Source organism: Klebsiella sp. GW_Kp182 (genome assembly GCF_040062275.1).
Taxonomy (GTDB): Bacteria; Pseudomonadota; Gammaproteobacteria; order Enterobacterales; family Enterobacteriaceae; genus Klebsiella; species Klebsiella michiganensis.
Genome location: NZ_JBEAFQ010000001.1, coordinates 86,517 through 100,801 on the forward strand (window position 1 = coordinate 86,517; position 14,285 = coordinate 100,801).

Here is a 14,285-nt window from a genome sequence, read left to right on the forward strand (position 1 = left end):
CAATCTGAATATAACGAAGACCCCGCCCGTGCGGGGTTTTTGCTTTCCGGCGATACGACAGGGGTATTCGCGAGATGCGCTGCATCAATACCCCTGTCATATCGTCGTGTTGCATACGTAATCTCACAGGCTTCAGCGTTCACAGGGGATTTTTAGTAATTTTTTTGAAGATCTTCAGGGCTTCGGTTGTTATCTGATCATGTTCGCGAAAGTAACTGTCACACGCTGCCTGCTTTTGAGCAGGGGATAGATTGGGATTTCTTGTTAATTCGGAGGTTTTAGCTGCTATTTCTGCCAAACGTTTAAAAATATCTGAAATTCTTTGGTTATCAGTAGATAGCATTTTACTTACCTCGTATTTACCTGATATCAGTGAGTGCTACATGGGGTCAGGGTTTTGCAATAGCTTTAAGTATTAGAATGCATACAATTTAAGTGGGCTGTTGCTGGCTTATATTATGGCAGAGGCGCTGGTGGTATGGTCAGATATTGACACTTTGAATGTTTGCATCATAAATTATTTAGGTGGTGAATCCCCCTGTGCGGAGGGGCGACCAGTCAGTTACAGAAACCTGTAAATGCAGCGCGGGCCATGCCGACTGGGGTATGCTCACCGGGAGGCACCCAGCACCACACTGCCACTAAACATATTTAAGATTTATGGCAGGTTTACTTTTGCGGTTGCCCTTCTATGTTTATAGAACGTAACGGCAAAAGTGAATGCTTCCTGGTAAATCGGTAGCTCGGACTATTAGGAGTGCCTTCGTTTCGTTACTACCTAGAATGCCTACTTTCTGCCCGCCTTCAGGCGGAATTTTTACGCCATCAATAGTGCGCTTCAGAAAGAAAAGGTAAACATCATTTGAAGGCTGCGCTTTGCGTGGCCTTTCTTATTTCAGGCTCACGGGAATCATCATCGATACGGCTCGTTGTCTAATCAGCCCGATGGGCCTGACCCCTTCACGCACAAAGCGCCATCCGTAATCAACGGAGGTGAGGTTATGACCAGAATGAGCACCATATAGCAGACTTTCATACGGCACCGGGACCGCACTGACGGGCTGCGGTGTTTCCACTAAGGCATATGCCGGGGCAGTCAAAACAGAGGTATGGATTTTGGCCGACAAAATAGCGGGGCTAACGGGAAGAATGTTGGCGCGGGGATTACGCTGGGCAGCAATGGTGAAACGAGCGACATGATCCTCTACGCTGACCGCTTCTCGCTGTTTAACCGTAATAATGCGACGGCTGTTCCGGTGATGGTTGCCGAAGGCAATGAGCTGTATATCGATACGGCACGTATCAAAAACAGTTCCCTGACCTCAACCAAAATCGCGGACGGTTCCATCACGAACGCGAAGATCGGCAACGAGATCCGCTCGAATGACTTTGTTGACGGGTCACGCGGCTGGCGTATCGCCAAGGATGGCTCTTCGCAGTTCAACAACGTGATCGTTCGCGGTGCGGTTTATGCGACTGACGGCTGGTTCCAGGGGACGGTATATGCGAACCACATCGAGGGCGACATCGGGTCATTTGCGATCAACATCGCTCAGCACCGCACGCGCAAGGTGCCGAAGGCTACATGGCAGTGGTTTGAGCTGGCCCGGTTCCGGCGGCAGAATTTCGACCAGGTGATCAATATTCGCGGTGGACTCCTCCAGACGGATAGCATCACTATCGACGGCGGCGCGAAACTCAGAGCGGGGATGTCCTACGCGCCAGGGGCTGACGGCGGACTGAATCCTGGCTATCTGTCGTATGCAATGCTTCTTCGTGGCACAGGCGCTACGTCTGGTGGCGGCAGTATGGAGCTAGGCATTGAGCTTATGTATGAAACAGGTGGAGCAACACGCCTGTTAACGGCGCAAGAGTCAATGAACGTAGACAACATGTCATTTGTCGTCCCTGCCGGTACTGGCGACGCTGTTCTGCGATATGGCTGTTACCTGGACCGTAACGGACAGATGGTATTAACCATCCTCTCAAGATTCGACGCCTTCGCCGCGCGCAATAACAACGTAATTCGCGGTTCATCAACCTGATAACAATATATGGCCCCGCAAGGGGCCTTTTCTTTTTCCAGGGAAAACCATCCAGGAGGAACTTTATTATGGCGATGTATGAAGTCGGTACCGTCACGGGTGACAGGTGCGACAACAAAATGGTCACAGGAGGCGCTGGGGATACTGCCCGGGTCGATTCTAGTGGTCTACCGCAGCGGTAGTGCTGACCTGTATGCGATCAAATCCGTGGACAGCGACACGCAACTGACGCTGACCCGGAATATCACCACCGCATTTTCCGGTGCCAGTTACGGCATTATTACCGCTGAAACCGCCAGCACCTCGTCGTTTGCTAACCAGCTGGCCAGCGCGTTTGCATTCTGGCGTAGTGTAGTGGAGGGCTGGTCGATGGCCCTGACCGGCAGCGGCAATATCACCCTGACTGACCCGATCACAGGAAAGCAGGTGACCGTGCCGGCGATAGCCGGGATGGCGAAGGCCTCGGATCTTAACGCGCTGGCAAAACTCACCGGAGGAAACAAACTCGACGGCTCGCAGGTTATAACCAGCGATAATGCCGGTTTTATACTCGGTAAGAACTCAGATCTGGCTCTGCTCAAAAAACAGGGGCAAGGCGGGACAATTGCCGTTGGCTCGGGAACACCGTTTAGGGTTCAGCGTTCAAGAGCGACCACTGTATCACCGGCAGACACCTTTGATGACATCCTCGTTATTGGCACCAATAACCAGACGACGTTGCCCGGAGATTTGGTTGTCGGTGGTGGTTTCGATAATACGGCAAAGGGCAAGCTGTATTCCCAGGCGTTAGAGCTATCGATGAGCACGCCATACATCGACTTTCATTTCAACGGCAGCATCGCCGACTTTACCGCCCGCATTATCCAGGACCGGCAAAACAGACTAAATATTCAGGGCAATGCCAGCTTGTTAGTTACCGATGGCAATTTAACCGCTGGCTCAACAATGCCCGGCAATATCGCAGTCGGCCAGCAGGTCACCGCCGCACCTGTGCGGTCTCAGATGTTGGGAAGAGGCGCTTACGGCGACCCGGACGGCGCATACGTGCAAATGTACATGGAGGAGAAGGTCGGCACTGAGCACCGGATCGTGCTGTACTCTGACGGTTTCGGAAGAACCGATGCCTGGCTATTTCGGCCTGGCGGCACAATCACCACCGGCAAAGGTGACGTCATGACTACCGGTTCTGACGTTCGTCTGAAAGACGGGTTTACAGAACCTCAGGAAGGGGCCTCCAGGCGCATTAATGCGCTGGGGGTATGCGAGTTCAATATGAAAGGCGAAACGCGCCGGAGGCGTGGTTTTATCGCTCAGCAGGCTGAAAAAGCTGATGATCTGTATACTTTCCTCGGCATCGAGCAGGAGATCGATGGCGAAAAATTCAGGGTGATGAATGTTGATTACACGGCCATCATCGCCGATTTGGTAACAGTGGTGCAGGATTTGATTAGGCGAGTTGACGCACTAGAAAGTTGAGGAGCATAAAAAATCCCCCGGAGGCACTTGCCGGGGGCAACTGTAACGACATTAATTGCTGTGTACATCACAGAATAATTTGGAGTAAACGATAAGTAAGTTCAAGTAAATTTTTACTGGTCAGATGTTGTGTCGTTGTTTAATAATCTACCAAAATTAATAATGCAATAGTGATAAATCCTGTTGGGTTTTTATGTTTAAGGATATAACCCTAAAGTATTGCCTTTCATTAGATTTAAAACGTACAGATAGATTCAAGAAAATGGATGCAAAATGTTATTATTGATACGTTTATCAATAATTGAAGTGCAATCTTGTAATTTTCACATCCATGTTATAACTTTGTAATGCAGGGCGGTTTTATCTTGTAATTTAGTGGTTTAAAGTGATAGCGGCTCTTAGTGATTTATAATAGGCTTTCTATGTTAACAAAATTCCCAGATGAAAAATACATATCTGACAGAAATTCATCGTTTATTAAAAGAGTATATTTCTTACGTCAGATAGGTGTCGTTCTTTGCTTTCTTCCTATATATTCAGTCCTCCAGGAACAGTCACATCAAAAAATAACGATAGCCCTGTTAATTTTGAATGCACTCATCTGGCCATCGGTTGCTTATCTGGCAAGCATGATGTCGAAGGATATGCTGAGTACTGAAAAAAAGAATATGGTACTCGATTCATTCTGGGCTGGTATCTGGATAGCCGTAATGCAAGCTAGCCCAATTCCATCATTATTCATAATCTCCGTTCAAATAGCTGATCGCTATGCTGCTGGTGGATGGAAAATTTTAAAACCAGCATTAACGTGGATGATGATTAGTTTCGTGATAGTTTGGTTAGCAAATGATTTCAGATATACTATAGAATTCAGCACCCGAACGGTATTGCTTTCTTTACCGTTGGCAACCTGTTATCCCATAGTGTTGAGTGTTGTTTCAAGGCACTTATCTATAAAGTTGAGGAAAAGAAGGGAGTTACTGGAAAAACAGGCGCTGATGGATCCTGGCTTAGATCTGCCAAATCGCCGATTTTTTGAGCAAAAAATGGAAAGTGCTTTTCGTGCGACGCGTAAAAAGAGAATTCATTCTTATCTTATGCTCATTGATGTTGATAATTTTAAAAAAATTAATGATACATATGGTCATGAAGTAGGTGATGCGGTGTTATCTCGTATATCAACAATATTACGAGAGTGCGCTGGCGAGAAGGATGTGCCAGCAAGATTTGGTGGCGATGAGTTGGCTATTATTGTTAACAACAGTAATAGCAAGCTTGTTATAGCCATGGTTGATATAATTCAGGAAAAAATTAAAGATCTTTCATTGCCTTCTCATAAAGATATGTACTGTACTGTCAGTATCGGTATTTCTTGTGCAGAAAATAAAGAATCAATTATCGAGTGGATCAAAGAGGCTGATCAAATGCTATATGAAGTTAAACGTAATGGGAAGAATGGATATTGCATGCCGAATAATTGAAGATGAAATGATTTATTTTCTTATGATGTTATACCTATAAATGTTTAAGATGGTTTATTATCGGCATTATCATCGCAGATAAATTTCTTCGGAACCTCAGACACCTTCTCAACTAACGTTTGATATCTGGCACTAAATTATTAGTATTTAATAACACATTGATTTTATTGTGATTTATAATGAAATCATGTTTCTATTTTTACCTTTCACTTCATTTGATTTGAATTACCGATCAATTTGTGGCGTGTGATAGGTTTTGCCTATTGTTCGATCATGATCGATCATTTTAAACTATTTCTCTTTCATTTATAATTATGACACGATTAGGAATATTCTTAGTTCCGGTGTTTTTTTATGTTAAAGAACAGTGTGGAAATAGAATCCTGCAGGTTTGTTTTAGAACCATCTTACAAAAAAGATGGTTCTATTCATTCTTGGGAAATTCTCACGAAAAGTGTTAAAAAAAAGAACGCTAATGATTATCATGCTAATGAAGGTCTTTTTTGCTTCAGTTCGCTAAGCGATAAAGAAAAAATCGATGTGTTTAAGAGACAGATATTGACAATTGAAAAGCTTGATGCATCAAAATTGAAGTTCAAGCCAGTTTCGTTGAATGTTGACAGTCTTATTAGCGATTGTATTTTGAACGATAAATATATTGGTGATTACTTAAAAAACCAAAAAAACATTGCTTTTGAGATTAACGAGTATTTTCATGAATTCAATACTAAATGCTGTATGGTTGACTTAAAGTGTCTTTCAAAATTGTGTCCAGTATGGCTGGATGATTTTGGAAGGGGCTTAACAAGTTTAACAATTATTGATATGTTTAATTTTGAATGTATAAAAATTGATAAAGATTATTTCTGGGAAATACAGAGTGAGAGCGAATTCTTTAAAAGAATAAATAAAATAAAATCATACTGCAATTTCGTGATTGTTGAGGGAGTTGAGACAATAGAACAAAAAAATAAAGTACATTCTGTTGTTGATTGCGCTTGCCAGGGAAGGTTGTGGATGAGTGATTACTATTATGTTGAGATTTAAAATAAATGACAACAAAAGATGATAAATGTCCATTTTGTGGTGCAGTTTTAATTAATGAGGACCACTGCCACAGCTGCCATGCATTTAAGATTAAAGGCTATGTATCAAGAGACGCACGCAAGACAATTAATTTGATATCTATCTGCACATCTTTACTGGTAGCGCTCTTTGGGATCTTGGTTGTGTTTCTGGTATCTTTCGGTATCGGGACATATATTGCTATCATTGCGTTTTCTCTTATTTTATATTTTATTATGAAAAGGATTCTGCATATAAAAGAAGAACAAAAAGGGAAGATGGTTTGGAAAAGAGCAATCATTACATGGTAGGTAGTAATTAAATAATATAATGGCGCTGCTTGTTCCAATGCAAGCCTCGGATTCCGAGGCTTTTTTATTTTCTTTTCAAATCATGAGTTATAACACCGGAGATATTTAACCCGACTCACAGGGAGTAAGTATTATTGGCTAATAATTCACTATCCAGATGAGCTGAAAAACTCAAAGCCAGTTATCAAAACTGAAAATATACTAATGAATTTCAATAGGTTAGGGCTTAGGTTAAACACATTAATAACGTATCAAAAATACCTATTTTTCTATTTAAATCAACAAGTAATGATGTTATTGGTTAACTACTGCTGCGCCACATGCAGTGGTTCGAAGCCGCAGACCTGATCGTTAAAGGCACCGAAGGCGCTATCGCCGCCAAGACCGTGACCTATGACTTTGAACGTCTAATGGAAGGCGCTAAACTGCTGAAATGTAGCGAGTTTGGCGACGCGATTATCGCGAATATGTAATCAGCGATCGCTGATTGAAGATAGAAGGGAGCCTCATGGCTCCCTTTTTTACTACCGCTCAAAATCTTTCCCCAAAATTCTCCCCAAAACCGACTAAAAATCAGACTGCTTTTTTCCCCACAATGACCCATTCTTTACCCCGGTCATCGTTGTATTTATCCGTCATTTTCTTAGATTTATGAACTAGTAGTTTTTGAGTATCCAACCCCTGTCCATGATATAAACGTTCAGAAAGTGACCTCTGCTCATGAAAGGTGGGTCAGTTCCGTCATCCCATATAAGACCGCTCTTATCCCAAGCTTTTTTAAATGTAGAGGTTAGGGTTTTAGTAGATGCTTGATCACCACGGTTAGCCGCTTTTGCGTTCAAAGATTATGCAAGATATGCCGCTAATAAGAGCACATGCCCGCATTGCTATGGACTGGGAGTCATTCGAGAGGTAAAGGACGTTGTTAAACATTCTGGTGTGAAAGGTATGCCCCCCTTTTTTTATTAAACCTGAAGAGGTTGAATCAACATGCGGACATTGTGCAGGAAAGGGTTGGATAAGCACTGCATGTAGGGACTGTCAAGGGCGCGGTCTTGTACTCGATAAAAAACGTACTGAGTTGCTTAAAGTACCGGTACAAAAATTATGTGGGCGGTGCAATGGCAAGGGTTACAGCCGTTTGCCTACTACATTGGTAAAAGGTCGGCTAATTCGCTTGGCTCCAGATATGACAAATTATCAGTGGCATAGCGACTATGCTGAGGTGATCAATATTCTCGTCACAAAGTGTTGGCGGGAAGAGAGCTATGCCGAGGCTGAATTGAAAAAAATAACAAGTTGACTTTCTCCAGGCCTTCTATAAACAGTAGAAGGCTTACTATATCGATGTAAACTAATGGTGTTTTGCGTATTTGTACTTGCATGCTGTTGTTTTGTGGTTTTTTTGACTAGAGAAATAAATTAGTAGGTCTATTATATTTTTCCAGAAACTTAAAATCACGCGTAAAAATTTTTATTTTCCATTCGCCATGCAATTAATAGGGGTTGTGGTTATAGTAATAAAAATGGTGGGGGATTATTATGAATGGGCGTAAAACTATTGCGTTTTTATGCATCATCTGTACCTCGGGTTGTTATTACACTACGTCGCCAGTACCTAAGATAAACAAAGAGTTCTTAAACAACTACCCTTCTTTAATAGATGCTCATGGTACAGTTGAGGATAAAGAGTTCACTGCAGCGTGGAAGGACTTCCTCGAAGCCAGTGCCAGATGTAGGGTGATTCACAATAATTATGAAATAAAAGCTAATAACGCAGAGCAAACCAAGTTATTACTTGGAACGACTGGCGGTGTTGCTGGTATAACTGGTTCGACACTCATGGCTGCTGGCTCAAGTACTGTTGTCGGAGGGATTGCTGCAGGCATGGCGGGTGTTATTAGTATGATATTGGGTAACTCTGAGAAAGGTCCCCTAAGTACAAATTATTTTGTTAAGCAAAAGGAAAGTATAGCTCATCAAATTCAACAGGCTGCAGATGCTGCTAAAATTGCAAAAGAACCGAAAGATGTTTATATGATTGCTTCTAATTTATCTGCATCTTGTTTGGCTGCAGAGAGTTTAGATGGCGAAAAGTGATTTTTAACTTAACGTTGAGGTTATTTTTATGGCACCCTTTCCTTTGTCATCGCATTTTAATAAAGAAGAGTTTGCGTGTAATGATGGTTGTGGTGAGAATTTTAATGTGCCGCCAGAGCTAATTAATATATTGGAGGCTGCGCGGGAGCATTTCAATCAACCAATACATATAAATTCAGGTTTTAGATGTGTGATTTATAATAAGCAAGTCGGAGGTGCTCCTAACTCATTTCATTTACAAGCATGGGCTGCTGATATTGTTATAAATAACGTTAGTCCGAAAAATGTTTACGATTATTTTGATCAGGCATATTCAGGTAAATATGGCGTCATTGAATATGCCAATTTCGTTCATATTGATGTACGACCAACAAAATATCATGTGCCATTGAATTGAAGTGTCGGGAGTGGAGGGGGCTTCAAAAAAATGGGTATTGTAAGTACAACGATGGGCTTTGAATGTTCAGCGTTGATAAACCCGCCAATGTGTGGGTTTTTATCCCTGTATAAACACCACCTCCTATGGAGGTGGTTAGCAACAGGTTGGCTCTGCCAGTAACGCTACTCATGGGAAAATCCGAATTCAGAGTCTGGACTTAGTACGCCCCTGTGGGCTTTATCAATGCCATCTGCTATGCAGGTGGTCTGAATGATAAGTCTGGCTCCGTTTTGCTCAACGTCTCGGTCAAAGAGAGCCGTAGGGTAATCGCCGGGCCAGGTAAAACGACACTGCATTACCATCATAACGCCTCCTCAGAGAGCAGAAGCCCATGGCTGAAGCTCCACTCATCGGCGGTATTGAACTGCATCATCACCATCACATCATCCGGACTAATATGCAGTTTCGTCTGTAGCTCCCGACACAAGGTACGGCAGAAGTTCCTCTTCTGCGCCAATGAACGAGGCTTACCAGCCAGAAGATGGAATTGAATAAAACTGTCGCTGCGGCCAGCGCTTTTATAGCGGCGGTCGAACACATGCTGGTTCGCCGGCAGCCTTTCGAAAACCTGAAAGCGATCGTGGGGCGGGACGGCAAATTCTGTTTCAAGGCTCTGTTGCAAAATGTCGGAAATCTGCATGATTTGCGTATCGTTATAACTCTGATGGAGGGTAATACGGGTAAAGGGCATCGGCGTTACTCCTCTTCCAGGCATTCGATGGCGGAAACCGCCGCGGGCCAGCCGGCATAAAATGCCAGATGAGTGAAGACTTCAATTATCTCATCACGGGTCAGGCCATTTTGTTGGGCGAAGCGGATATGCCAGGGGAGCTGCTGAACGCGGCCCAGCGCCGTCAGAGCGCCGAGCGTCACCAGACTGCGCTCGCGGGGGGAAAGCGGTTCACGCGTCCAGATATCATTAAAAAGTACATTCTGACTCAGCTCGGCTAACTTCGGCGCAATGCGAGCCAGGGTTTCACGATCGAGGGGTTTGGCCATTGTTATCTCTCCGTATTGACGATAACGTCATTCTGGCGCGCCATTTCGATCCTGAAAATTGAATTATAATAGACCCTTCATCCCGTTTATCAGGACAATCATGAATAAGCTCCCTCCTACGTTCGATCTCGACGCGCTGCGCAGTTTTGTTACCGGCATTGAATGCGGCAGCTTTGCGCAGGCGGCAAGTCGCCTCTGCCGCTCTACCTCGGCGGTGAGCGCACAGCTGAAAAAGCTGGAACAGCAGTGCGGCGCCGATTTGGTGGTGAAGAGAGGCCGCCACCTGGCGCTGACTCAGAATGGTGAGATAATTATGGGGTATGCCCGGCGTCTATTGGCACTGAATGATGAAGCACAGCGAGCTCTTCAGGGCGAACGCTTGCAGGGAGAAATACGCATTGGCATGCAGGAGGATTTTGGCGAGTCGCTTATGCCCGGTATCCTTGGCGAGTTTAAACGCCACCATCCAGGAATGCGAATTATTGCCCGAGTCGATCGCAACCGGGCGCTGCTCAACGCGCTTAATGACAATATGCTTGATATGGCGCTGCTGTGGCAGGCGGAGAGCATACAGCGTGAAGGCAAGACGATCGGCCAGTGCCGGCTGGAGTGGATAACCCATCCGCAGCTGGATATTGCCACGCTGCTGGCGGAGGGCAAACCGTTACCGTTGGTGATGCTGGAAAGCCCGTGCTTGATGCGTTCCCGCTCCATCGACTGTCTGGACCGGGCCAACATCGCCTGGCAGGTGGTGTTTATCAGCCATAGCCTGAGCGGCATCTGGGCGGCGGTGCAGGCCGGATTGGGCATAACCGTACGTACACGCATCGGCATGCCCGGCAACCTGCGCGTGGCGGGAAGCCTGCTGCCATCGCCGGGAAGTCTTGGTATTTCGCTGACGCTGGGGCAGGGGAACGACAGGGGGCACGGCGCGCAGGCGCTGTTGGGACAACTGATGGAAGACGCGCTATCAAGCGCGATGTGAGCGTTATTCACCTGGGCGTAGGCTTTTCATAAGCACAGGTGAATACGGCATCTTCGCCCTCCGGAAGGCGACTCAATCCGCCTTTAACATCCCAAAGCTCACAATTCTCGACCGCCCCAGCTCTTTTGCCCGGTAGAGCGCAGCGTCAGCCGCGCGCAGCAGGCTATCGCTTTGCGTATGCTGCGGGTAGCTGGCGATGCCGATGGACACATCGACCTGACCAATTTCAGCCAGGCCATAGCGTAGCGTCAGCAGTTGAACGCTGTGATAGATGTCGGTCGCGCAGGCCATCGCGGCCTCTTCATCGGTTCCGCCCAGCAATACCAGGAACTCTTCGCCGCCATAGCGGAAGGCCATCCCAATATCGCGCACCGCACGTTGAATAATCGCCGCGACGTTTTTAATGACCAGATCGCCCGCTTCGTGACCATAACTATCATTAATCGCCTTAAAGTGATCGATATCGATCATCAGGCAACTCAGCGGCGTACCGTTGCGTACCGCCAGATTCATTTGCGTATGCAGAGCGTCATCCAGGTGGTGGCGGTTACGCAGGCCGGTTAATGAATCAAACAGCGCCTTTTCCAGCAGCGCGTTGCGTAAACGCTGGTTCGCCAGCGCCAGACCCAGGGCTTCGGCCATCAGTTCAAGATAGGCGCGGGACGGGGCGGTCGCGGAGGTGACGTTGCTGAAGGAGAGCAGACCAATCGCTTCTCCTTGCGCAATCAGCGGCACGCATAGCGACCGTTGAGCCTGCGATTCCGACAGGTGATAACAGGCGATATCCGGCTCACCGTTGACCGGCGGATGGCTCAGCCCGCGCCGCACGGCCCAGCAGTTATCCGGATGGAAGACGTCGGCTTCAAGCGGCGGAGAAAGCCACTGCGCCACGCAGCGCATCTGCCAGGGATCGGTATCGAGAATATACAGCCGGCCCGGGATCTCCGGGGCGATATTTGGCGCGAACAGTTCGGCAACCTTGATCACATCCTCGAACGATTCGCAGCCCTGCAAGCGCTGGGTCATCCTCGCCAGCAGCTCGCGGACCGCCCAGTCCGCATCGCGCTCTTGTTCCAGCCGCTGCCGCGCCAGCCCGTTCTCGCGAAAGATACGAATGGCCTGGGCCATATCGCCAATTTCATCAATCTGGGTAAACTGCGGCGTCTCAACCGCATAATCCTGCGATGCCAGCCGCTGCACCACGTCGCTCAGGCGAACGACGGGATAGAGCACCCGCCGCTTAAGAATAAACCCCAGCACAAACAGGAACATCAGCGCGGTGAGCCCAACCATGATCTCAGAAAGCGTACGCCAGATCCGTGACTTCTCCGTAGCCTCGGCAATGGTTTTATTCACCCGGCCTTCGAGCATCAGGCGAAAGTGATCGAGCTGCGTCTGGACCCGCTCAAGCTCCTGCTCATAGGCAGCGCCGTAAAGCAGGCTGACCGCCGCTTTTTCTTCTCCCCTGGCAACCTGCGCCAGCGCCGTTTGCTGCTCATCCTGAAGTTCATCGGCTATCTGTAAACCCTCGCGCAGCAGCGCCAGCTCTTCAGCGGTTGCGCCATTGTCTTTCAGCTTTTCCAGACGATGTTCAATGGCGGCGGTGGCCTGGGCTTGCTGCCGGTACTCCTGCAGCACATCCTGATTTTTTTGAATGATGTAAAGTCGCGCGAGATCGGAAAGCTCCCAGGCGCCGCTTTCTACTTCTTCGCTTAGCTGGTCAAACGCCTGGCGTTGTTCGACGGCGCGGCGTTCGGCATTATCCGCACTTGAGGCCATCAGCATGGCGATGCCTGAGGCGAGGGTCAGGGCGACGGTGATCCCGTAGGCCCAGTTAGTCATGGTGGCGATTCTCACCGGATATTCCTTGCGTGCAGATGAATTAATTATTTTTTTATCGTCACACTCCGGCTTCACCGGAAAAAAAACGGTGATTACGGGTGCAGCGTGTGAGTAATAATAGCGTGCAGCGCTTCGGCATGGTGATGCAAAATGCGGTACACGTCTTTATCCAGCGCGCCATTTATAACATCACTCTCTATCAGCTGTAACGCTTGCTGACGGCTCATTCCGGGGCGATAGGGGCGGTCTTCGGTAAGCGCGGTGAAAATATCCGCGATGGCGATAATCCGATCCGGGAGCTGCAGGTAATGCTCATTGAGATGAAGCGGATAGCCGCTGCCATCCAGCTTTTCATGATGATTCGCGGCCCAGTTAATTATTTCGCCGAGTTCGCTGAAGGTGCTAAGAATTTCGCCGGTCATATAGCTATGTTCCCGCACCTGAAGCAGCTCTTCGTCATTCAGTTCGCCCTGTTTCTCCAGGATTTTCAGCGGAATGTGCACTTTGCCAATATCATGTAAATAGCCGGCAATCTCAATTTTCTTACACTCCATCTCCGGCAAATTCATATAAGCGGCAAGGGTGCGCGAAATTCGCCCGACCTTCAGACTATGGCTGGCGGTGAAGCTGCTGTAGGTATCGACAATTTTGGCAATTAACAGGCAGATATCTTTCAGACCGTCGATATCGATATAAACATGGTTGATAGGGCCGATGATCTCCAGCATTCGCTGAATATGTCCGGGATTGAGGTGCAGCCAAAAATGCTCTTTTTGTGCGAGCTGGCACAAAGTCTGGCATAGCGGCGGATCTATCGCCTGGTAAAGCGCGCGAAATTTACCAATAATCATATCGGTTTGAAAGGTTGTCGCGTGCTTATCGCCAGCAAGCAGGCGTTCAAACACGTCGGCGAAATAGACGATATGCTGTTCGAGGCTGCCTTTGTGGTGTGGGCTAAAATGGTGATCGCGGATAATCGGCAGGATGGGGGCCAGGGTCGCTAACCCGGCCAGCATTTCTGCTCCCCGGTGCTGATGCGGGTCGTTAAGGTTATCGATGGCGTTCAGCGAGGAGAACACTCGTTTATCGCCCAGAACGCCAATGTCGTGCAGCAGCGCGGCGCAAAAGATCGTCTGCTGCTGCTGACGCGAGAGCCCTGACGCCTGCGCAAGCTCCAGCGCGATCAGCGCCGTTCGTTGCATATGCAGGTGTAATTCAGGGTTAATAATTTGTATGACGCGGGTGGTAAGCATCAATGCTGATTTTAAGGCGATATTATGCATCGTTTTTCTCCATCGCATTACCCGCACCGTTTTGCTCTATTTCGTTGATAGCGATGCCGACATGACAAAATAGATTGAATAAGTCCATTCGGGTTTCGCATTTTTATCCTGCCCATTTTTAGCGCGTCCCTGCACCAAAGTAGCGCTCCGGGCGAAGTAAAAATCCTTTTTTGTCCGATAGTTAATCATTTTTACCGAGTAAAATACATTAAATCCTGGCAAGCCGTTTGCATTCTCTCTGCGCGAATTTATTTAATAT

The 14,285-nt window shown here is 47.2% G+C and carries 13 protein-coding genes and 4 pseudogenes; 11 read left to right on the forward strand and 6 right to left on the reverse strand.

Translation table 11 applies throughout. The features are described from left to right. Positions 1-139: 139 nt before the first annotated feature. Positions 140-343 carry a hypothetical protein gene (locus ABLU88_RS00430; RefSeq protein WP_134897949.1) on the reverse strand — a complete coding sequence of 68 codons (204 nt, stop codon included), beginning with the start codon at positions 341-343 and terminating at the stop codon, positions 140-142. Positions 344-1,001: 658 nt separating this feature from the next. Here ABLU88_RS00430 and ABLU88_RS00435 point away from each other — a divergent pair. From ABLU88_RS00435 to ABLU88_RS00465, 7 genes and pseudogenes are all read left to right on the forward strand, one after another. Beyond that, a pseudogene (locus ABLU88_RS00435) lies at positions 1,002-1,143 on the forward strand (holin); the annotation flags it as partial. Next, a complete protein-coding gene (locus ABLU88_RS00440) occupies positions 1,110-2,045 on the forward strand; it encodes a DUF1983 domain-containing protein (RefSeq protein ID WP_348836078.1) in 936 nt (311 codons plus the stop codon). The pseudogene ABLU88_RS00435 and the gene ABLU88_RS00440, both read left to right, overlap by 34 nt. A gap of 68 nt (positions 2,046-2,113) precedes the next feature. Then, a pseudogene (locus ABLU88_RS00445) lies at positions 2,114-3,521 on the forward strand (tail fiber domain-containing protein). Positions 3,522-3,943: 422 nt separating this feature from the next. After that, positions 3,944-5,002 (forward strand): sensor domain-containing diguanylate cyclase, encoded by a 1,059-nt coding sequence (locus tag ABLU88_RS00450; protein ID WP_004224164.1) that lies wholly within the window; start codon positions 3,944-3,946, stop codon positions 5,000-5,002. 354 nt (positions 5,003-5,356) lie between these two features. Beyond that, positions 5,357-6,049, forward strand: a complete 693-nt coding sequence (locus ABLU88_RS00455; RefSeq protein ID WP_014228923.1) for an EAL domain-containing protein — start codon at positions 5,357-5,359, stop codon at positions 6,047-6,049. 5 nt (positions 6,050-6,054) lie between these two features. Next, positions 6,055-6,378 (forward strand): hypothetical protein, encoded by a 324-nt coding sequence (locus tag ABLU88_RS00460; RefSeq protein ID WP_014228924.1) that lies wholly within the window; start codon positions 6,055-6,057, stop codon positions 6,376-6,378. A gap of 305 nt (positions 6,379-6,683) precedes the next feature. Next, positions 6,684-6,851: pseudogene (locus ABLU88_RS00465) on the forward strand (isocitrate/isopropylmalate family dehydrogenase); the annotation flags it as partial. A gap of 100 nt (positions 6,852-6,951) precedes the next feature. Here ABLU88_RS00465 and ABLU88_RS00470 read toward each other — a convergent pair. Then, positions 6,952-7,205 (reverse strand): annotated as a pseudogene (locus tag ABLU88_RS00470) (integrase); the annotation flags it as partial. A 191-nt stretch (positions 7,206-7,396) separates the two neighbouring features. Here ABLU88_RS00470 and ABLU88_RS00475 point away from each other — a divergent pair. The 3 genes from ABLU88_RS00475 to ABLU88_RS00485 all read left to right on the forward strand — a co-directional run bounded on the left by ABLU88_RS00475 (position 7,397) and on the right by ABLU88_RS00485 (position 8,875). Continuing rightward, positions 7,397-7,681 carry an antitermination protein gene (locus ABLU88_RS00475; protein WP_224267678.1) on the forward strand — a complete coding sequence of 95 codons (285 nt, stop codon included), beginning with the start codon at positions 7,397-7,399 and terminating at the stop codon, positions 7,679-7,681. Positions 7,682-7,920: 239 nt separating this feature from the next. Next, positions 7,921-8,478 carry a hypothetical protein gene (locus ABLU88_RS00480; protein ID WP_042944902.1) on the forward strand — a complete coding sequence of 186 codons (558 nt, stop codon included), beginning with the start codon at positions 7,921-7,923 and terminating at the stop codon, positions 8,476-8,478. A 28-nt stretch (positions 8,479-8,506) separates the two neighbouring features. Then, the gene (locus ABLU88_RS00485; protein ID WP_348836079.1) at positions 8,507-8,875 is read left to right on the forward strand and encodes a D-Ala-D-Ala carboxypeptidase family metallohydrolase; all 369 of its coding nucleotides are present in this window, start codon (positions 8,507-8,509) and stop codon (positions 8,873-8,875) included. Between the two features lie 343 nt (positions 8,876-9,218). On the opposite strand, the gene ABLU88_RS00490 is transcribed toward ABLU88_RS00485, so the two are convergent. Further along, positions 9,219-9,608, reverse strand: coding sequence for a tautomerase family protein (locus ABLU88_RS00490; protein WP_048261610.1), 390 nt, complete (start codon positions 9,606-9,608; stop codon positions 9,219-9,221). A gap of 5 nt (positions 9,609-9,613) precedes the next feature. Next, positions 9,614-9,916: a carboxymuconolactone decarboxylase family protein gene (locus ABLU88_RS00495; protein ID WP_042944906.1), complete on the reverse strand. Its 303-nt coding sequence runs from the start codon at positions 9,914-9,916 to the stop codon at positions 9,614-9,616. Positions 9,917-10,016: 100 nt separating this feature from the next. On the opposite strand from ABLU88_RS00495, the gene ABLU88_RS00500 reads away from it, so the two are divergent. Next, complete coding sequence (locus ABLU88_RS00500) at positions 10,017-10,901, forward strand: LysR substrate-binding domain-containing protein (protein WP_048261612.1); 885 nt, start codon at positions 10,017-10,019, stop codon at positions 10,899-10,901. Between the two features lie 72 nt (positions 10,902-10,973). On the opposite strand, the gene ABLU88_RS00505 is transcribed toward ABLU88_RS00500, so the two are convergent. Together ABLU88_RS00505 and ABLU88_RS00510 are read right to left on the reverse strand one after the other, a co-directional pair. Beyond that, a complete protein-coding gene (locus ABLU88_RS00505) occupies positions 10,974-12,758 on the reverse strand; it encodes a sensor domain-containing diguanylate cyclase (protein ID WP_025106933.1) in 1,785 nt (594 codons plus the stop codon). Between the two features lie 77 nt (positions 12,759-12,835). Beyond that, the gene (locus ABLU88_RS00510; protein WP_014228927.1) at positions 12,836-14,026 is read right to left on the reverse strand and encodes an HD domain-containing phosphohydrolase; all 1,191 of its coding nucleotides are present in this window, start codon (positions 14,024-14,026) and stop codon (positions 12,836-12,838) included. Between the last annotated feature and the right edge of the window lie 259 nt (positions 14,027-14,285).